General features: G+C 60.8%; 16 protein-coding genes, 4 tRNA genes and 2 pseudogenes. 6 read left to right on the forward strand and 16 right to left on the reverse strand.

Annotation, left to right across the window (positions count from 1 at the left end):
- The first annotated feature begins 21 nt into the window (after positions 1-21).
- Together H7995_RS20290 and H7995_RS20295 are read left to right on the forward strand one after the other, a co-directional pair.
- Positions 22-195 carry a DUF3094 domain-containing protein gene (locus H7995_RS20290; RefSeq protein WP_095166525.1) on the forward strand — a complete coding sequence of 58 codons (174 nt, stop codon included), beginning with the start codon at positions 22-24 and terminating at the stop codon, positions 193-195.
- Positions 196-255: 60 nt separating this feature from the next.
- Positions 256-1,554 (forward strand): NAD(P)/FAD-dependent oxidoreductase, encoded by a 1,299-nt coding sequence (locus H7995_RS20295; RefSeq protein ID WP_182342379.1) that lies wholly within the window; start codon positions 256-258, stop codon positions 1,552-1,554.
- 109 nt (positions 1,555-1,663) lie between these two features.
- Here the strand turns inward: H7995_RS20295 and H7995_RS20300 are convergent.
- The 7 genes from H7995_RS20300 to rluD form a co-directional block, all read right to left on the reverse strand.
- A tRNA-Pro gene (locus H7995_RS20300) sits at positions 1,664-1,740 on the reverse strand.
- Positions 1,741-1,836: 96 nt separating this feature from the next.
- A tRNA-Lys gene (locus H7995_RS20305) sits at positions 1,837-1,912 on the reverse strand.
- Positions 1,913-1,917: 5 nt separating this feature from the next.
- Positions 1,918-1,994, reverse strand: a tRNA-Pro gene (locus H7995_RS20310).
- Between the two features lie 9 nt (positions 1,995-2,003).
- A tRNA-Asn gene (locus tag H7995_RS20315) sits at positions 2,004-2,079 on the reverse strand.
- 299 nt (positions 2,080-2,378) lie between these two features.
- The gene (gene clpB / locus H7995_RS20320) at positions 2,379-4,943 is read right to left on the reverse strand and encodes an ATP-dependent chaperone ClpB (protein WP_166593097.1); all 2,565 of its coding nucleotides are present in this window, start codon (positions 4,941-4,943) and stop codon (positions 2,379-2,381) included.
- Between the two features lie 130 nt (positions 4,944-5,073).
- Positions 5,074-5,799: a peptidoglycan editing factor PgeF gene (gene pgeF / locus H7995_RS20325; protein ID WP_182342382.1), complete on the reverse strand. Its 726-nt coding sequence runs from the start codon at positions 5,797-5,799 to the stop codon at positions 5,074-5,076.
- Positions 5,796-6,758: a 23S rRNA pseudouridine(1911/1915/1917) synthase RluD gene (rluD, locus tag H7995_RS20330; protein WP_095166517.1), complete on the reverse strand. Its 963-nt coding sequence runs from the start codon at positions 6,756-6,758 to the stop codon at positions 5,796-5,798. Before rluD ends, pgeF begins: the two co-directional genes overlap by 4 nt.
- A gap of 151 nt (positions 6,759-6,909) precedes the next feature.
- Here rluD and H7995_RS20335 point away from each other — a divergent pair, with 151 nt between their 5' ends.
- The 3 genes and pseudogenes from H7995_RS20335 to H7995_RS20345 form a co-directional block, all read left to right on the forward strand.
- Complete coding sequence (locus H7995_RS20335) at positions 6,910-7,926, forward strand: outer membrane protein assembly factor BamD (RefSeq protein WP_095166515.1); 1,017 nt, start codon at positions 6,910-6,912, stop codon at positions 7,924-7,926.
- Positions 7,927-8,050: 124 nt separating this feature from the next.
- On the forward strand, positions 8,051-8,287 hold the full coding sequence (locus tag H7995_RS20340; RefSeq protein WP_182342385.1) for a PP0621 family protein: 237 nt from the start codon (positions 8,051-8,053) through the stop codon (positions 8,285-8,287).
- A gap of 103 nt (positions 8,288-8,390) precedes the next feature.
- A pseudogene (locus H7995_RS20345) lies at positions 8,391-9,332 on the forward strand (sigma-54 interaction domain-containing protein); the annotation flags it as partial.
- Between the two features lie 9 nt (positions 9,333-9,341).
- Here the strand turns inward: H7995_RS20345 and thiO are convergent.
- From thiO to pilV, 5 genes and pseudogenes are all read right to left on the reverse strand, one after another.
- On the reverse strand, positions 9,342-10,442 hold the full coding sequence (thiO, locus tag H7995_RS20350; protein WP_185818776.1) for a glycine oxidase ThiO: 1,101 nt from the start codon (positions 10,440-10,442) through the stop codon (positions 9,342-9,344).
- Between the two features lie 57 nt (positions 10,443-10,499).
- A complete protein-coding gene (locus tag H7995_RS20355; RefSeq protein WP_182342388.1) occupies positions 10,500-10,901 on the reverse strand; it encodes a type IV pilin protein in 402 nt (133 codons plus the stop codon).
- A 153-nt stretch (positions 10,902-11,054) separates the two neighbouring features.
- Positions 11,055-11,525, reverse strand: a pseudogene (locus H7995_RS20360) (pilus assembly PilX family protein); the annotation flags it as partial.
- Between the two features lie 9 nt (positions 11,526-11,534).
- The gene (locus tag H7995_RS20365; RefSeq protein WP_185818778.1) at positions 11,535-12,239 is read right to left on the reverse strand and encodes a prepilin-type N-terminal cleavage/methylation domain-containing protein; all 705 of its coding nucleotides are present in this window, start codon (positions 12,237-12,239) and stop codon (positions 11,535-11,537) included.
- A complete protein-coding gene (gene pilV, locus H7995_RS20370) occupies positions 12,236-12,679 on the reverse strand; it encodes a type IV pilus modification protein PilV (protein ID WP_185818781.1) in 444 nt (147 codons plus the stop codon). Before pilV ends, H7995_RS20365 begins: the two co-directional genes overlap by 4 nt.
- A gap of 217 nt (positions 12,680-12,896) precedes the next feature.
- On the opposite strand from pilV, the gene H7995_RS20375 reads away from it, so the two are divergent.
- Positions 12,897-13,436, forward strand: a complete 540-nt coding sequence (locus tag H7995_RS20375; RefSeq protein WP_166591496.1) for a GspH/FimT family pseudopilin — start codon at positions 12,897-12,899, stop codon at positions 13,434-13,436.
- Here the strand turns inward: H7995_RS20375 and ispH are convergent.
- The 4 genes from ispH to ileS all read right to left on the reverse strand — a co-directional run bounded on the left by ispH (position 13,413) and on the right by ileS (position 18,286).
- Positions 13,413-14,360 carry a 4-hydroxy-3-methylbut-2-enyl diphosphate reductase gene (gene ispH, locus H7995_RS20380; RefSeq protein WP_166591497.1) on the reverse strand — a complete coding sequence of 316 codons (948 nt, stop codon included), beginning with the start codon at positions 14,358-14,360 and terminating at the stop codon, positions 13,413-13,415. The two genes, H7995_RS20375 and ispH, sit on opposite strands and share 24 nt — an antisense overlap.
- A gap of 144 nt (positions 14,361-14,504) precedes the next feature.
- Complete coding sequence (fkpB, locus tag H7995_RS20385) at positions 14,505-14,942, reverse strand: FKBP-type peptidyl-prolyl cis-trans isomerase (RefSeq protein ID WP_178117410.1); 438 nt, start codon at positions 14,940-14,942, stop codon at positions 14,505-14,507.
- Between the two features lie 7 nt (positions 14,943-14,949).
- Positions 14,950-15,462, reverse strand: a complete 513-nt coding sequence (lspA, locus tag H7995_RS20390) for a signal peptidase II (RefSeq protein ID WP_185818779.1) — start codon at positions 15,460-15,462, stop codon at positions 14,950-14,952.
- Positions 15,455-18,286 carry an isoleucine--tRNA ligase gene (ileS, locus tag H7995_RS20395; protein WP_166591499.1) on the reverse strand — a complete coding sequence of 944 codons (2,832 nt, stop codon included), beginning with the start codon at positions 18,284-18,286 and terminating at the stop codon, positions 15,455-15,457. Before ileS ends, lspA begins: the two co-directional genes overlap by 8 nt.
- Positions 18,287-18,299 lie beyond the last annotated feature (13 nt).

Consider the following 18,299-nt stretch of genomic DNA (forward strand, 5'->3'; position numbering starts at 1 on the left):
TCTACCTGACGAGGCCTTGATATGACCAGCCGCCTGAACCCGGACGACCAACAGCATGTCGAAGAGTACCTGCACCTGTCCCAGCACCAAGTCGAGCGCCGGCCTTTTCGGCCGTGGATGCTCCTGGTGATTGTCCTGGCGGTGACCATTGGCCTGGGCCTGCTGAGCCGTTTTATCAGTTACCTGACGCTATGAGCTGCGTGGCGCTCGCTCGGGTAACTGCACCGATTTCTTTTAGCCTTGCGAGATATCCCCATGACTCATCGTATTGTCATCGTTGGCGGCGGCGCCGGCGGTCTGGAGTTGGCTACCCGTCTGGGTAAGACTCTGGGCAAGCGTGGCACGGCCAGTGTGATGCTGGTCGACGCCAACCTGACCCACATCTGGAAACCGCTGCTGCATGAAGTGGCCGCCGGTTCGCTGAACTCTTCCGAAGACGAACTCAACTATGTCGCCCAGGCCAAATGGAACCACTTCGAGTTCCAGCTGGGGCGCATGAGCGGGCTCGATCGCGCGCAGAAGAAAATCCAACTGGCCGCCACCTACGACGAAGCCGGCCTGGAGCTGGTACCGGCTCGTGAAGTGGCCTACGACTCGCTGGTCATCTCGGTGGGCAGCACCACCAACGACTTCGGCACCCTGGGCGCGGCCCAGCACTGCCTGTTCCTCGACACCCGCAAACAGGCTGAGCGTTTCCACCAGCAACTGCTCAACCATTACCTGCGCGCCCATGCCGGGCAGACCGATAAGGTCGAGCAAATCAGCGTGGCCATCGTCGGCGCTGGCGCCACCGGTGTCGAACTGGCCGCCGAACTGCACAACGCGGCCCATGAACTGGCCGCCTACGGCCTGGACCGGATCAAGCCGGAAAACATGCACATCACCCTGATCGAGGCTGGCCCCCGGGTACTGCCGGCCCTACCGGAACGGATCGGCGGGCCTGTGCATAAAACCCTGGAGAAACTGGGGGTCAATGTCATGACCAACGCGGCGGTCAGCGAAGTGACGGCCGACAGCCTGATCACCGCCGATGGCAATGTGATCAAGGCCAGCTTGAAAGTCTGGGCGGCCGGGATCCGCGCACCGGGTTTCCTCAAGGATATCGACGGCCTGGAAACCAACCGCATCAACCAGCTGCAGGTATTGCCGACCCTGCAGACCACCCGCGACGAAAACATCTTCGCCTTCGGCGATTGCGCCGCCTGCCCACAGCCCGGAAGTGATCGCAATGTGCCGCCGCGCGCCCAGGCGGCGCACCAGCAGGCCTCGCTACTGGCCAAATCGTTGAAACTGCGGATCGAAGGCAAACCACTGCCGTCCTACAAGTACACCGATTACGGCTCGCTGATCTCGCTGTCGCGGTTTTCGGCTGTGGGTAACTTGATGGGTAACCTGACTGGCAGCGTGATGCTGGAGGGCTGGCTGGCGCGGATGTTCTACGTGTCGCTGTACCGCATGCACCAGGTGGCGTTGTACGGGCCGTTTCGCACGGCGATGCTGATGCTGGGCAGCAAGATTGGACGCGGCACCGAGCCACGCCTGAAACTTCACTGATGTAACACCTGTGGGAGCGAGCGGCTCGCTCCCACATTGGTTTTGCAGTGCTTGAATTTTCAACAGACAAAAAAAATCCCCGTATCTTTCGATACGAGGATTTTTAATATGGTCGGGGTAAGGGGATTCGAACTCCTGACATCCTGCTCCCAAAGCAGGCGCGCTACCGGACTGCGCTATACCCCGGTAAAAAAAAGGCGACCTTTACAAGTCGCCTTCTTCGATCAGCGCTTTTGGCCTCTGATCTTAAGATTCGATTCCAGCGTTAACTGGTTTCAAAAATGGTGGGTCGTGTGGGATTCGAACCTACGACCAATTGGTTAAAAGCCAACTGCTCTACCAACTGAGCTAACGACCCAAAAATGGTCGGGGTAAGGGGATTCGAACTCCTGACATCCTGCTCCCAAAGCAGGCGCGCTACCGGACTGCGCTATACCCCGGTTTGAAATTGGCTCCGTGACCAGGACTCGAACCTGGGACCCAATGATTAACAGTCATTTGCTCTACCGACTGAGCTATCACGGAACTACACATTTCAATCACAACATTTGAAGCTTTACTGCGTTCTCTTCGACCCGTTCGCATCGCTGCGTTCGTGTGTCTGAGGCGCGCTATTCTACAACCTTAAACACCTCTGTCAACCCCCTAAATTGCTTTCAAGACAATGATTTGCAACTTATTTCAGATTTCTACTTGGGGAGTGGAAACCCTTGGAGCGACTTACTGCGGGGCGCACTTTACAAGCCTTTTCCTTACAGTTCAACACCCTGTGAAAAAAAAGGCCCCGCAATGCGAGGCCTTTGCTCTTTTGCAGCAATCACGCCTTAGTTGAAGACGATTTCGTCGTTCACCACGGTGGCCGTTACGCTGGTGCCTGGCAGGAAGCTGCCCGACAGAATCAGCTGGGCCAACGGGTTTTCGATCCAGCGCTGGATCGCTCGTTTGAGCGGCCGTGCGCCATAGACCGGGTCGTAACCCACCGCGATCAACTTATCCAACGCTTCGCTGCTCAGTTCCAGCGTCAGCTCACGCTCAGCCAGACGGCTGCGCAGACGGCCCAACTGGATTTCAGTGATGCCGGCAATCTGATCACGGGCCAGGGGCTCGAAGATCACCACTTCGTCGATCCGGTTGATGAACTCCGGACGGAAGTGTGTCGACACCGCATCCATCACCGCGGCACGTTGCGCCTCACGATCACCCACCAGTTCCTGGATCTGTACCGACCCCAGGTTGGACGTCATGACGATCACCGTATTACGGAAATCCACGGTGCGTCCGTGACTGTCGGTCAGGCGACCGTCTTCCAGCACTTGTAGCAATACGTTGAACACATCCGGGTGGGCCTTCTCGACCTCGTCCAGGAGGATCACCGAGTACGGCTTGCGACGTACCGCTTCGGTCAGGTAACCGCCCTCCTCGTAGCCCACATAGCCTGGTGGTGCCCCGATCAGCCGCGCCACGGAATGTTTCTCCATGAACTCGGACATATCGATGCGCACCATCGACTCTTCCGTATCAAACAAGAACTCGGCCAGGGCCTTGCACAGCTCGGTCTTGCCCACGCCAGTCGGGCCGAGGAACATGAACGAACCGCTTGGGCGGTTGGGGTCGGACAACCCGGCGCGGGAACGCCGCACGGCGTTGGCCACCGCCACCACGGCCTCGTTCTGGCCGATCACACGTTGGTGCAACAGGCTTTCCATCTTCATCAGCTTGTCGCGCTCACCCTCGAGCATTTTCGACACCGGGATGCCGGTCCATTTCGATACGACTTCGGCAATCTCTTCTTCAGTTACCTTGCTGCGCAGCAACTGGTTTTCGCTCTTGCCATGCTGGTCGACCATTTGCAGGCTGCGCTCCAGGTCCGGGATCACCCCGTACTGCAACTCGGCCATGCGATTCAGGTCACCTTTGCGGCGGGCAGTTTCCAGCTCCTGGCGCGACTGCTCGATTTTCTGCTGGATCTGCGCAGAACCCTGCACTTCCGCTTTCTCCGAGGTCCAGATTTCTTCCAGGTCGGAATACTCGCGCTCTAGCCGGACAATCTCTTCCTGGAGTTTTTCCAGGCGCTTGATCGCCGCTTCATCATCTTCTTTCTTCAGGGCCTGGGATTCGACCTTGAGTTGAATCAGGCGCCGCTCCAGGCGATCCAGCACTTCGGGCTTGGAGTCGATTTCCATGCGAATGCGGCTGGCCGCTTCGTCAATCAGGTCGATGGCCTTGTCCGGCAACTGCCGGTCAGTGATGTAGCGATGGCTCAACTTGGCCGCCGCAATGATCGCACCGTCCGTGATCGCCACCTTGTGGTGAACCTCGTAGCGCTCTTTCAGGCCACGCAGGATAGCGATGGTGTCTTCCTCGCTCGGCTCATCCACCAGCACTTTCTGGAAGCGTCGTTCGAGGGCCGCGTCCTTCTCTATATATTGGCGGTACTCGTTGAGCGTGGTCGCGCCGACGCAGTGCAACTCACCCCGAGCCAGGGCCGGCTTGAGCATGTTACCGGCATCCATCGAGCCTTCGCCTTTACCGGCACCGACCATGGTGTGCAGTTCGTCGATGAACAGAATGATCTGCCCTTCCTGCTTCGACAGTTCGTTGAGCAGGCCTTTGAGGCGCTCTTCAAACTCGCCACGGTACTTGGCACCGGCAATCAGCGCGCCCATATCCAGGGACAGCAGGCGCTTGCCACGCAGGCCGTCCGGCACTTCACCATTGATGATGCGCTGGGCCAGGCCTTCGGCGATCGCGGTTTTACCCACACCTGGCTCACCGATCAGCACCGGGTTGTTTTTGGTCCGGCGCTGCAGGACCTGGATGGTCCGGCGAATTTCGTCGTCACGGCCGATCACCGGGTCGAGCTTGCCTTCTTCGGCGCGCTTGGTCAGGTCGACCGTGTACTTATCCAGCGCCTGGCGCGACTCCTCGGCATTCGGGTCGTTCACCGCTTCACCGCCACGCAGGTTGGTGATCGCGTTCTCCAGGGCTTTCTTGCTCACGCCCTGGCCGAGCAGCAACTTGCCGAGCTTGCTGTTCTCGTCCATGGCGGCGAGCAGCACAAGCTCGCTGGAGATGAACTGGTCACCTTTCTGCTGGGCCAGGCGATCGGCCTGGTTGAGCAGGCGTGCGAGGTCCTGCGACATGTTCACGTCGCCCGTCGGATTCTGGATTTTTGGCAATTGGTCGAGCTCTTTGCTCAACGCGCTGCGCAGGCTGTTGACGTCGAAGCCCACTTGCATCAGCAGCGGCTTGATTGAGCCACCTTGCTGTTCAAGCAGTGCTTGCATCAGGTGCGCAGGCTCGATGCCCGGATGATCGAGGCCAACGGCCAGGGATTGGGCATCGGATAAGGCTAACTGCAATTTGCTGGTTAAACGGTCTATACGCATTGGTCACCTTCCTTTTGAGCAGGCCGGAGCGATGGACACACCTAAATAGAGAAACCTGCCAGATACCCCACTAGATGCGGTCGATTCTGGAAGATTCAAGCGTCGTGCAGTTGATGCAGATCAGGAAAGTCTAGCGCTCGAGCCAGATCAGGGAGGCAAACCGGCCGGTGCGTGGCGCACGGCGGTAGGAAAAGAAGCGTGGATCGGTCACGGTACACCAGCCGCCACCGTACACGGCGCTGACGCCGCGGGCTTTGAGGCGCAAGCGCGCCAGCAGGTAGATGTCGGCCAGGTACTTGCCGGCATTGTGGCTGGGCACAAACGCCTGATGTGTTTCTGCAAGTTGCGCGATGAATACGTCGCGAACTTCCGGGCCGACTTCAAAGGCTTGGGGGCCAATGGCCGGGCCGAGCCAGACCAGCACTTGCGCCGGATCCACGGCCAGGCTGTCGAGCGTGGCCTCCAGCACGCCTGCGGCCAACCCGCGCCAACCGGCGTGAGCCGCCGCAACCCGGCTCCCGGCACGGTCGCAGAACAACACAGGCAGGCAATCGGCCGTCATCACCGTGCAGGCAATACCGGGCGTGGCTGTCCAACTGGCGTCCGCGGTCGCGACCTGGGCCGGGTCAGCGTGAGCCACGGCAACGCCGTGCACCTGCTGTAACCAGGCTGGCTGTATCGCAAAGTGATCCGTCAGGCGCCGGCGATTCTCGGCCACCGCCATAGGACTGTCATCGACATGATCGCCCAGGTTGAGGCTGTCGAACGGCGCCAGGCTGACGCCGCCCGCACGGGTGGTGACGCAGGCTTTGACTCCGGCCGGCGCGGGCCAGTCGGGAATCAGCCAGTCACTCATCCGATGAACGCCTCACGGTCCTGCTTGAGCAGCGTCAGCAACCAGACGAAATCTTCCGGAAGAGGCGACTCCCAGCTCATGCGCTTGCCGGTGGTCGGGTGATCCAGTTCCAGGAAACGCGCATGCAGCGCCTGACGCGGGAAGTGTTTCAGCGACTCGACCATGGTCACACTGGCTGCCGGCGGGATACGGAAGCGACCGCCGTAGGCAGGGTCTCCGACCAACGGGAAGTTGATGTGGGCCATGTGCACGCGAATCTGGTGGGTTCGACCGGTTTCCAGCTTGACCCGCACGTGGGTGTGGGAGCGGAAACGCTCGAGCACGCGGTAGTGGCTGACCGCCTGCTTGCCGCCCTCCATCACCGCCATGCGCTGGCGCTGCTGGCCGTGACGACCGATCGGCGCGTTGATCTTGCCGCCGGCGGTGACCACACCAATAACGATGCACTCGTAGATCCGGCTGACACTGCGGCTCTGCAACTGTGTAACCAGTTGCGTCTGCGCTTGAATGGTCTTGGCCACCACCATCAAACCGGTGGTGTCCTTGTCCAGACGGTGCACGATACCGGCGCGCGGAACATTGATGATGTCCGGCACGTGGTGCAGCAAGGCGTTGAGCAATGTACCGTCGGCGTGACCGGCGGCAGGATGCACCACCAGCCCGGCAGGTTTGTTGATCACCAGGATGTCGTCATCTTCATAGACGATGTCCAGGGCGATGTCTTGAGCGATCCATTCGCCCTGAGCTTCCTGCTCGGCGGTCAACTCAAGGATGGCGCCACCATGGACAATGTCTCGCGGGCGGATAACCGCCCCATCCACAGTCAGGCGGCCGTCTTTGATCCAGGCGGAAAGGCGCGAGCGCGAGTGCTCAGCGAATAATTGTGCGGCGACTTGATCGAGGCGTTGGCCGCCCAATTCGGACGGCACCTCTGCGCGAAGTTCAATTTTATCGGACATGCTCAGACTAGGCGTCGGCACAGCCTTTGGTTTCGGCTGCGCGCTTGTGGTTAAATACGGCGTCTTTTGCCCCGAGGCTTTTCAACGGGGCACTCATCATAACAGGACGGCCCCGCCCAAGACAGCGGCCGTCATAGGGACGCAAGCCGCCATGCAAGTGAAACACCTGCTGCTGATCGCCATCCTCGCATTGACCGCTGCTTGCTCGTCGAAGGAAGTCGTAGACGAAAACCTCAGCGAAGTCGAGCTGTACCAGCAGGCTCAGACCGATCTGGACAACAACAGCTACACCGCGGCCACAGCCAAGCTGAAGGCCCTGGAGTCGCGTTATCCGTTCGGTCGCTATGCGGACCAGGCTCAACTCGAACTGATTTATGCGAACTACAAGAACGCCGAGCCCGAGGCTGCCAAGTCGGCTGCCGAGCGCTTCATCCGCCTGCATCCTCAGCACCCGAACGTCGACTACGCCTATTACCTCAAGGGCCTGACCTCGTTTGACCAGGACGTTGGACTGCTGGCGCGCTTCCTGCCGCTGGACATGACCAAGCGTGACCCAGGTGCGGCCCGCGACTCCTACAACGAATTCGCCCAGCTCACCAGCCGCTACCCCAACAGCCGCTACGCGCCGGACGCCAAGCAGCGCATGATCTACCTGCGCAACCTGCTGGCCTCCTACGAAATCCACGTTGCCGACTACTACCTGACCCGTCAGGCCTATGTCGCAGCGGCCAACCGTGGTCGTTACGTGGTGGAAAACTTCCAGGAAACACCGTCGGTCGGTGATGGCCTGGCCGTGATGGTCGAAGCCTACCAGCGCCTGCACCTGGACGAGTTGGCCAACACCAGCCTGGAAACCCTGAAACTGAACTACCCGAATCACTCAAGCCTGGTGGACGGTCAGTTCGTGCCACGGGTTGCCGAAGCCGACAACCGTTCGTGGGCCAGCAAAGCCACCCTGGGCCTGATCGAGTCCCGTCCGCCGCTGCCGCCGGGTGAAACCCGCGCCAACCAGGACATCATGAAGCAGTACCAGGATGCCAAGGACTCCATCCCGGCCGAGCTCAAGCCACAAGACGGCGATGCTGTTGAAGAAGAGCAGCACGAAGCGGAAGGCAGCAACGACGACCGCTCCTGGTTCAGCTACATGACCTTCGGCGTGTTCGACTGATACCCGCCAGGTACACAAAAGGAGACTTTCGAGTCTCCTTTTTTATTTCCGGGTTTTATAGCGCTGTGCGCTGGATGAGACCTTGGCTAAACTGCCCAATCATCCTCCCAAAAAGCCACTGACCATGCTTCGTTTACTGTTCTGGATTGCCCTGATTGCTGCTGCGGTATGGTTCTGGCGCAAATTCAAGCGTCCCGCCGACGCCTCCCGCCCTACCCCCAGCGAGCAAAATGCCCCACCCATGGTCCGTTGCGCCCACTGCGGTGTCCACCTGCCCCGCGACCGCGCCCTGAGCCTGCAGCAACAGTGGTATTGCAGCCAGGGCCACCTTGAGCAAGGCCCAGGCTCGCAGGATCGTTAAAGCTTTACCTGCCGCTACTCGAGTAGCGGCAGCAAACGTTAGCCCACGGACGGACACGACGTTGAAGACTTTCCAGCACAATTCGGCTCCCCCCTGCCGACTCCGGCGCCTGCTGGGTGATTCGCTGCCCATCCGTAGCCTGCGCCAGCAGATCGACAAACTGGCCCACAGCCAGGCTGCGGTGTACATCAGCGGCGAATCCGGCAGTGGCAAAGAGCTGGTTGCTCGACTGATTCACGATCAAGGCCCACGCGCCCGCCAGCCTTTCGTGCCCGTCAATTGCGGGGCCATCCCGACGGATCTGATGGAAAGCGAATTTTTCGGTCACCGCAAAGGCAGTTTCAGCGGCGCCATCGAAGACAAGCCCGGGTTGTTCCAGGCAGCGAATGCAGGGACCCTGTTCCTGGATGAAGTCGCCGACCTCCCCCTGAGCATGCAGGTCAAACTGCTCAGGGCCATTCAGGAAAAGGCCGTGCGCGGCATCGGTCAGTTGCACGAAAGCCGGATTGATACGCGAATACTCTGTGCCACGCACAAGAACCTGGACGCGGAAGTGAGCGCCGGACGTTTTCGTCAGGATCTGTACTATCGACTGAACGTGATCGAGCTGCGCGTGCCGCCATTACGCGAGTGCCGCGATGACATAGAGCTGCTGGCCACCCAGATGCTCAAACGCCTTGCCGCCGACACTGGCGCCCCCGTCGCACGCCTGCTGCCACAAGCCCTGGAGGCCCTCAAGGTCTATCGTTTCCCGGGTAACGTCCGCGAACTGGAAAACATGCTTGAGCGCGCCCATACGCTGTGCGAGAACCAGCAGATAGGCACCAGCGACCTGCGGTTGACCCAAGCCAACAGTAATGAGGACTCCCCTCTTTCCGATCTGAAGCAGGTCGACAACCTCCAGCATTACCTGGAGGAAATCGAGCGCCGGGTAATTCTCAAGGCCCTGGAGCAAACCCGCTGGAATCGCACGGCAGCCGCCCAGCGCTTGAGCCTGTCGTTTCGCTCACTGCGTTACCGGTTGAAAAAGCTCGGCCTGGAGTGAGGCGCCGCCTCAGATCCGGCCAGCCGGCGCATAGGGGGCCGGATCGATCACCGGCTCGCGTCCCAGCAATACATCGGCAAACAACTGGCAGGAAGCAGGTGCGAGTACCAGGCCATTGCGGTAATGCCCACAGTTGAGCCACAACCCGCCTACCCCCGGCACCGCGCCAATGTAGGGAATGCCTTCCGGCGAACCGGGACGCAGGCCCGCCCAATGCCCGACCACTTCGGCGTCCGCGAGCGCCGGAATCAACTCCACTGCCGAGGCCTTGAGACTTTCCAGCGCATTCTCGGTCGGTGTCTTGTCGAACCCTTCGTGCTCCAGGGTGCTGCCGATCAGGATGTGGCCGTCGCGACGCGGGATGGCGTAACGGCCCTTGGCCAGAACCATGCTCGAGAGAAAGTCCGCTTCACACTTGTAGAGAATCATCTGGCCTTTCACTGGCTCCACCGGCAACGTCAGGCCCAGGGTATTGAGCAGATCGCCACTCCAGGCACCTGCGGTCAGCACCACCTGATCACCCAGGATCGGGCCACTGGCACTCTCGACCCCCAGCACCCGCTCACCCTGCCGAATGAAGCCACTGACCTCGCACTGCTCGTGAATCGTCACATTGGGCAGCGCCAGTAATGCCGCCTTGAGGGATTTGACCAGGCGCGGATTACGCACGTTGGCCACATCAGCCATGTAGATCGCACGAGAAAAACCCGGCCCCAACACCGGCACGTGGTCATGGGCGGCCGAGATATCCACAGCACTGAGCGGGCGGTTTTCCCGCTGAGCCCAGGCCAGCGCCTCGGCTTCGTCCTCCAGGTCCAGCCAGTACAAGCCCGTGGTGTGGACTTCAGGGTCGACGCCAGTGGAGACGAACAGGCGCTCGGCCAACTGTGGATAAAAGTCCTGGGACCAGTGAGCCAAGGCCGTGACTGCCGGACTGTAGCGCCATGGGTAGAGCGGCGAAACGATACCGCCGCCCGCCCAGGAAGACTCCTGGCCAAGGCTGGAACGATCCAGCAGGATCACCCGCTCGACATGGGGCGCCAGATTAAACGCCGTCAGCAGGCCGATCACCCCACCGCCGACAATCACCACTTGCTCTTGCTTGGCCATCATCTGATCCAACAGTAAAAAAGACAGGGGGTGCACGACGCACCCCGAAAAAGCGACTCAACGCCCCCAGCAATCTTTGCTGGTCATCTCGGCTGCCGCATTGTTCATGCCCATCACACCGGTGTTGCTCAGCGTGAGATCACCACATTTGTCGCCGGCCATGCTGGCGTCGGATTTACGCACGGCTGTCAGCAGGAAGCTCTGATCCGCCAGGGTCGGAACGATGCTGTAGTACTCATTACCGGCACTCAGGCCCGTGGCATTGCTGTAGACCTTGTTTTGGGAATGGAACCGCTCAAGCAGTTGCGCCTGTTCGGACAGCAGCCCGGCGATCTCGCTACGGTGGGTCTTTTTCACGTACTCGGTGAGCAGCGGAGCGGATATGGTCACCACAATGCCGATGATCGCGATCACAATCATGATTTCGATCAGGGTAAAGCCTTGGTTGAATCTACGCATTGCCTCAAGTCTCACTTACTGTATTTGTCGCCACATGATTCGACGGCTGCCGCCATCGCTATTTTCATCCGCGCAGGACCTGCCGTCGCCGAGAGCCTCCCCAGCCAAGCAGGTGCCGAGCATCTTACCGCCGATCGCAGCGGCTTCGCTCTCGAACTTGGCATAAATACTCTCCAGCACCGTGCGTGAAAGGCCATCCAGTCCAACTGCGCTGACCCGATACAACGTTACCCTGGTACCCGCCGGGACCTGCACCGCCCCGGAAACACCGCCCAGGTTCTGCACCCCATAAACACCATTGGCGGCGGCGATCCAGGTCACCCCGGATGTGGCGTTGAACCCCGCGTTGGTGACCACCGAGGATTCGGCCGGCGGCCCACAGCGAATGCCTGCGGCGCACTCCGGCAATGTGTAGTGGCTGCGCTGCACGGCACTCTCGCCAATGCGCAAGACGGCCTCTGCCCCCTGGAATGACTGATTGCGTGCGGCCAGGCTTGCCGCGAGTTTTTCCTGGAGTGTGGCGTTCTGCATCGCAGCAACCCCGATCAACGACAGCAGCGACAGGAATACCAGGCTCAGCAACAGCGCCATGCCCGACTGGGCACTTGCCTTGAAAGACCTCATCAGCGCCTCCTAAGGCAAACGGTTACGCAAGCTGGCCACAACATTGAAGGTTTGATCGCGCACGCGCCGGTTGGGGTCTGCCAGGGTCAGGCTCAAACGCACACTGCGGATCCGCGCCGGGTCGCCGGGGTTGGAGCTGTAACTGGAAACCGTAGTACCGCTGGCACTGTCGGCCAGGCCGAAACTCACGGCAAAGGCCTTGACGTTGCTGACCAGGGCCGCCGTTCTGCCACCTGCCGTCAGCAGGATCTGGTCATCACGCAGGCGGTAATCCAGGCGGCGAATCGGTATGGCGAGCTCACCCGCTGCCGGGCTGTGACGCTGGCTGTAGGCCGTGGCCCGGGCGCGACAGTCCGACACCACCGTCCAGGTCGGCACGCCACCGTTGCCGCCGACGTCCGTGGTGACCAGGCTGAGTTTCTTCAAGGCGTTGTCCCATTTGATCGGTGCGTTCCGAGCGGCCCTGAAGTCCCCGCTGGCACTGGCATCGGTGATGTCTTGCAGGCAGCCGAACACACCGACCATGCGAATCTCCTGAAGCAGCTTGCTCAAGACAAAACGCGCATCTTCCTGCATGCCAGCTGACGCACTCTGCGCGCGGTAGGTGCTGTTCGCCGCCATGAAGATCTGCGTCACGCCCAGCACCAACGCCAGGCTGATGGCTAACGCCAGTAGCAGCTCGATCAGGCTGAACCCCCGGCACCTGCCGTTCATGGCGTCCCCTGCGGTTCGACCGCGACACGGCTGCTCAAGACCAGGCTGCGCTGGGCATCTGCAGTACCGGCGGCCCGCGCGTCATCCCAGGTAATGGTGATGCTGTAAAGCCCCTGGGCGTGGCTGATACTGCCGCGGGCACTGGGGCCACCGAACTGGCGGATATGGTCGTTGAAATCAGCCAGGTCCTGATTGCGCGCTGAGACTTGAAGGCCCGAGGTCGGTGCAGGGAGACTGTAATCAGCCGCCACGTTCGCGCGAATCCGGTCCAGCATGTCGTAGGCAATAAAACTGGCCTGGCTGCTCATCAGCGAGCTGTCGGTGTATTTCAAGGCATTGAGCTGAACCGCCGCCGCCCCTAGCAGCCCAGCGGTCAGAATCAGCAAGGCCACCAGCACTTCAATCAGGGTCATACCGCCCTGTGCACCCGCAACCGTCATCCGCACGGTTTTTACCTCCCTGTGATCGATCCTGATCAGCCGAAAGGTTAGCGCTGGTGTCGCCTGGCTGCTCGCCGCCGGAACAAGGCGCAATACATTCGCGACTGCACCAGTGCGCCCCTACGCCGCGAAACCTTTTGCACAATGATTGGCCGCCGCCCTGTGCCGCCAACAGCTACACCTAGGGATACGTCGCAACGCCAGGGAAGGAGCCGTCATGGATCAAAAAGGCCTGGGCCTGATCGAGTTGCTGGTGGGCCTGGCCATTGCCGCCATTGCGCTGCACCTCACCGTGCCGGCGCTCAGCGGATACGCGCAGTCAGTGCGCCGGGAAAGCGCGGCCCTGAGCCTTGCCAGCGGCCTGCGCAATGCACGCAGCGAGGCCCTGCTGCGCAATCAGGCGGTGGTGGTGCATGGTTTGAACGATGACTGGAGCCAGGGCTGGCGAGTCATCCTGGACCTCAGTGGCCGCGGTCAGGAAGACAGCAGTAACCCGCTGCTGCGCCAGCACCAGACGGGCGCACCGCTGCTGATCGTCGGCAATCAGTCGGTCAGGCGATATGTAAGATTCAGCAGCCTGGGCGAGCCGTTGTTGCCCACAGGCGCTTTTCAGGCAGGGACGTTGCACATCTGCGCGAGCCGCCAGTCGATCAGTCACCATCAGGTGGTGCTGTCCAGAAGCGGCCGCGTCAGCCTGCGCCACGACAAGGCCGAGCAGGCCTTGTGCGCAGGATCAAAGCAGGGAGCGAACCCGTAGTTCTTTGGGCATGGAGAAGGTGATGTTCTCCTCGCGACCAGCCAGTTCATCGGCACCGGTGGCACCCCAGGCGTGCAGTTGCTGGATCACGCCCCGTACCAGCACTTCCGGTGCCGAAGCTCCGGCGGTGATGCCGATCCGCTCGACGCCATCGAACCAACTGCGCTGCAGGTCTTCGGCGCCGTCGATCAGGTAGGCCGGAGTAGCCATGCGCTCGGCCAGTTCACGCAGGCGGTTGGAGTTGGAGCTGTTGGGGCTGCCCACCACCAACACCACGTCGCATTCGTCGGCCAGTTGCTTGACCGCATCCTGACGGTTTTGCGTGGCGTAGCAGATGTCGTCCTTGCGTGGACCGCCAATGGCCGGGAAGCGCGTGCGCAAGGCGTCGATCACCCGACTGGTGTCATCCATCGACAAGGTGGTCTGGGTGACGAAGGCGAGCTTGTCCGGGTTATGCACCTGCAAGGCGGCAACATCTTTTTCGTCTTCGACGAGGTAGATCGCGCCACCGTTGCTGCCATCGTACTGGCCCATGGTGCCTTCGACTTCCGGGTGTCCGGCATGCCCAATCAGGATGCACTCACGCCCGTCGCGGCTATAGCGTGCCACTTCGATATGCACCTTGGTCACCAGCGGGCAGGTCGCGTCGAATACCTTCAGGCCGCGGCCGGCGGCTTCGCTGCGAACGGCCTGGGAAACCCCGTGGGCACTGAAAATCACGATGACGTCATCCGGCACCTGATCCAGCTCCTCGACGAAAATCGCCCCGCGTGCACGCAGGTCTTCAACCACGAACTTGTTATGGACCACTTCGTGGCGCACATAGATCGGCGGCCCGAAGACTTCCAGGGCGCGGTTGACGATTTCGATCGCCCGGTCCACACCGGCGCAGAAGCCACGGGGATTGGCGAGTTTGATTTGCATGCTGTGCCTCGTGTCTTGCGCGCAAGAAATAGCGAAAACATAAAAAACGTACCATGGGAGCGAGCCTGCTCGCGATGGCGGCGTGCCAGACAACATCTACGTGGATGTCAGGCACTCATCGCGAGCAGGCTCGCTCCCACAATATCAAAGCGCTTTGACGGAAAAAATTTCCACGTCAAAGGTCAAGGTCTTGCCCGCCAGCGGGTGGTTGAAGTCGATGGTCACTTGCGCGTCATCGAACTCCTTGACCACACCCGGCAGCTCAGTGTTCGCCGCATCGTTGAAGATCACCAGCAAACCCGGGGACAACTCCATGTCCTGGAACTGCGAGCGCGGGATGATCTGTACGTTCTGCGGGTTGGGCTGGCCAAACGCACGCTCTGGCTCGATGCTCAGCGTGCGCTTGTCACCCGCCTTGAAGCCGAACAAGGCGGCTTCGAAACCTGGCAGCAGGTTGCCATCGCCGACCTTGAAGGTCGCAGGGGCTTTGTCGAAAGTGCTGTCGACGGTGTCGCCGTTCTCCAGGCGCAATGCGAAATGCAAAGTGACTTCCGTGTTCTGACCGATGCGTTGCTCAGCCAATACCTGTTCAGTCATGAACGGTTTCTCCGGTTTTCTTGCTTTTGAACATATCCAGCGCAAGCATCACGGCGCCGATACTGATGGCGCTATCGGCAAAATTGAACGCTGGGAAATACCAGCGGTTCTGCCAATGCACCAGAATGAAGTCGATCACATGGCCCAGGGCGATGCGATCGTACAGGTTGCCCAACGCCCCACCCAGCACCAGCGCCAGGGCGACGGCCAGCCAGGTGTCGTTGCGGCCCAGGCGCTTGAGCCAGACCACCAGCACGCCACTGACCACGATAGCGATCAAGGCGAACAGCCAGCGCTGCCAGCCACCGCCGTCAGCCAGAAAGCTGAAAGCGGCGCCAGTGTTGTAGGCCAGGGTCCAGCTGAAGTAATCGGGGATGACCACGATCTGCTGGTACATCGTCAGCGAACCTTCGAAGTAGAACTTGCTGGCCTGGTCGATGACCAGGACCAGCAGGCTCAACCACAGCCAGCTCAACCGTCCGAAACGGCTAGCAGCATCAGGCATAGTGACGAACCTCGCCTGCGCCGCTGATGTTGTCGACGCAACGACCGCAGATTTCCGGATGCTCCGGATTCACTCCGACGTCCTCGCGGCAGTGCCAGCAACGGGCGCACTTGGCGAAGCCCGACTTGACCACCTTGAGTTTCAGGCCGCTGACTTCGGTCGCGACTGCGTCGGCCGGTGCCTGCACGAATGGGGCAATGCTCGCGGTCGAGGTGATCAGGACGAAGCGCAGTTCGTTGCTCAGCTTGGCCAGGTCGGCGCTCAGCGCCTCTTCGGCGAACAGCGTCACTTCGGCTTGCAGGTTGCCACCCACCGCCTTGGCTGCGCGCTGGATTTCCATTTCCTTGTTGACCGCCACCTTGACCGCCATGATCCGCTCCCAATAGGCGCGGTCCAGTTCGAAGCCTTCCGGCAGTTCGCTGAGGCCTTCGTACCAGGTGTTGAGCATCACCGATTCGTTACGCTCGCCCGGCAGGTACTGCCACAGCTCGTCGGCGGTGAAGGCCAGGATCGGCGCGATCCAGCGCACCAGCGCTTCGCTGATGTGGTACAGCGCGGTTTGCGCCGAACGGCGGGCCTTGCTGTTGGCGCCGGTGGTGTACTGGCGATCCTTGATGATGTCCAGGTAGAAACCGCCCAGCTCCTGCACGCAGAAGTTGTGGATCTTGGAGTAGACGTTCCAGAAGCGGTATTCACCGTAGTGCTCTTGCAACTCGCGTTGCAGCAGCAGGGTGCGGTCCACGGCCCAACGGTCCAGGGCAAGCATTTCGTCGGCCGGCAGGATGTCGGTGGCCGGGTTGAAACCGCTCAGGTTGGAAAGCAGGAAGCGCGCGGTGTTGCGGATCCGCCGGTAGGCGTCCGCACTGCGTTGCAGGATCTGCTCGGAAACCGCCATTTCACCCGAATAATCGGTGGAAGCCACCCACAGACGCATGATGTCGGCGCCCAGGGTGTCGTTGACCTTTTGCGGCGCAATCACGTTGCCCAGGGACTTGGACATCTTGCGGCCGGACTCATCGACAGTGAAGCCGTGGGTCAACAGCTCGCGATACGGCGCGTGGTTGTCGATGGCGCAACCGGTCAACAGGGACGAATGGAACCAGCCACGGTGCTGGTCCGAACCTTCCAGGTACAGGTCGGCACGCGGGCCGCTTTCGTGGCCCATCGGGTGCGAACCGCGCAGGACGTGCCAGTGCGTGGTACCCGAGTCGAACCAGACGTCGAGGGTGTCGCTGATCTTGTCGTACTGTGGCGCTTCATCGCCCAGCAGCTCGGCAGCGTCCATCTTGAACCAGGCTTCGATGCCTTCGACTTCGACGCGCTGGGCCACGAGCTCCATCAGCTCAACGGTACGCGGGTGCAGTTCGCCGCTTTCCTTGTTCAGGAAGAACGGGATCGGCACACCCCAGTTGCGCTGGCGGGAGATGCACCAGTCAGGGCGGTTGGCGATCATCGAGTGCAGGCGCGCCTGGCCCCAGGCCGGAACGAACTTGGTCTCTTCGATGGCTTTGATTGCACGCTGGCGCAGGGTGTCGCCAGTTGCCGGCTCTTTGTCCATGCCGATGAACCACTGCGCGGTGGCGCGGTAGATCAACGGGGTCTTGTGACGCCAGCAGTGCATGTAGCTGTGTTCGATGATGGTGGTGTGCAGCAGCGCACCCACTTCAGTCAGCTTGTCGACGATGGCCGGATTGGCCTTCCAGATGAACTGGCCGCCGAAGAACTCCAGCGAAGTCGCATACACGCCGTTGCTTTGCACGGGGTTGAGGATGTCATCGTTGACCATGCCGTACTTCTTGCAGGTCACGAAGTCGTCCACGCCGTAGGCCGGGGCGGAGTGAACCACACCGGTGCCAGCGCCCAGTTCGACGTAGTCCGCCAGGTAAACCGGCGACAGGCGATCGTAGAACGGGTGACGGAAGTTGATCAGCTCCAGCTCTTTACCGGTGGTGGTCGCAATGACCGAGCCTTCCAGGCTGTAGCGGGCCAGGCACGACTCCACCAGCTCTTCAGCCAGCACCAGCAGTTGGTCGCCGACGTCGACCAGGGCGTAGTTGAATTCCGGGTGAACGTTGAGTGCCTGGTTGGCCGGGATGGTCCACGGGGTGGTGGTCCAGATCACGATCGAAGCCGGTTTGCTCAGCGAAGCCAGGCCGAAAGCGCCTGCCAGTTTGGCTTCATCGGCGATCGGGAAGGCAACGTCGATGGTCGAGGACTTCTTGTTCTCGTACTCGACTTCCGCTTCGGCCAGGGCCGAACCGCAATCGAAGCACCAGTTCACGGGCTTGAGGCCCTTGAACACGAAACCACCCTTGACGATTTCAGCCAGGGCGCGGATTTCGCCGGCCTCGTTCTTGAAATCCATGGTCTTGTACGGGTTGGCGAAGTCGCCCAGTACGCCCAGGCGAATGAACTCGGACTTCTGCCCTTCGATCTGCTCGGTGGCGTAGGCACGGCACAGTTCGCGGGTCTTGTCCGCGCCCAGGTTCTTGCCGTGGGTCACTTCGACTTTGTGCTCGATCGGCAGGCCGTGGCAGTCCCAGCCCGGAACATAAGGCGCGTCGAAGCCCGACAGGGTCTTCGAACGAATGATCATGTCCTTGAGAATCTTGTTGAGCGCGTGACCGATATGAATGGTGCCGTTGGCGTACGGAGGACCGTCGTGCAGCACGAACTTCGGACGATCCTTACCAATCTCACGCAACTTCTGGTACAGGCCAATGCTGTCCCAGCGCTGCAGAATCTGCGGTTCGCGCTGAGGCAGGCCGGCCTTCATTGGGAAGGCGGTGTCCGGAAGGTTTAGCGTGGCTTTATAGTCGGTCATTTAAGGCTCTTCA

Origin of the sequence: Pseudomonas kielensis (assembly GCF_014236655.1) — a bacterium.
GTDB lineage: Bacteria > Pseudomonadota > Gammaproteobacteria > Pseudomonadales > Pseudomonadaceae > Aquipseudomonas > Aquipseudomonas kielensis.

Excerpts from the sequence above, each read along its gene's own strand:
- H7995_RS20295 (WP_182342379.1), top strand. The coding sequence starts at position 256 with ATGACTCATCGTATTGTCATCGTTGGCGGCGGCGCCGGCGGTCTGGAG.
- pilV (WP_185818781.1), bottom strand. The coding sequence starts at position 12,679 with ATGACGGTTGCGGGTGCACAGGGCGGTATGACCCTGATTGAAGTGCTG.
- H7995_RS20365 (WP_185818778.1), bottom strand. The coding sequence starts at position 12,239 with ATGAACGGCAGGTGCCGGGGGTTCAGCCTGATCGAGCTGCTACTGGCG.
- rluD (WP_095166517.1), bottom strand. The coding sequence starts at position 6,758 with ATGTCCGATAAAATTGAACTTCGCGCAGAGGTGCCGTCCGAATTGGGC.
- H7995_RS20355 (WP_182342388.1), bottom strand. The coding sequence starts at position 10,901 with ATGCGTAGATTCAACCAAGGCTTTACCCTGATCGAAATCATGATTGTG.
- clpB (WP_166593097.1), bottom strand. The coding sequence starts at position 4,943 with ATGCGTATAGACCGTTTAACCAGCAAATTGCAGTTAGCCTTATCCGAT.
- lspA (WP_185818779.1), bottom strand. The coding sequence starts at position 15,462 with ATGCCTGATGCTGCTAGCCGTTTCGGACGGTTGAGCTGGCTGTGGTTG.
- H7995_RS20335 (WP_095166515.1), top strand. The coding sequence starts at position 6,910 with ATGCAAGTGAAACACCTGCTGCTGATCGCCATCCTCGCATTGACCGCT.
- thiO (WP_185818776.1), bottom strand. The coding sequence starts at position 10,442 with ATGGCCAAGCAAGAGCAAGTGGTGATTGTCGGCGGTGGGGTGATCGGC.
- ileS (WP_166591499.1), bottom strand. The coding sequence starts at position 18,286 with ATGACCGACTATAAAGCCACGCTAAACCTTCCGGACACCGCCTTCCCA.
- H7995_RS20340 (WP_182342385.1), top strand. The coding sequence starts at position 8,051 with ATGCTTCGTTTACTGTTCTGGATTGCCCTGATTGCTGCTGCGGTATGG.
- pgeF (WP_182342382.1), bottom strand. The coding sequence starts at position 5,799 with ATGAGTGACTGGCTGATTCCCGACTGGCCCGCGCCGGCCGGAGTCAAA.
- ispH (WP_166591497.1), bottom strand. The coding sequence starts at position 14,360 with ATGCAAATCAAACTCGCCAATCCCCGTGGCTTCTGCGCCGGTGTGGAC.
- H7995_RS20375 (WP_166591496.1), top strand. The coding sequence starts at position 12,897 with ATGGATCAAAAAGGCCTGGGCCTGATCGAGTTGCTGGTGGGCCTGGCC.
- H7995_RS20290 (WP_095166525.1), top strand. The coding sequence starts at position 22 with ATGACCAGCCGCCTGAACCCGGACGACCAACAGCATGTCGAAGAGTAC.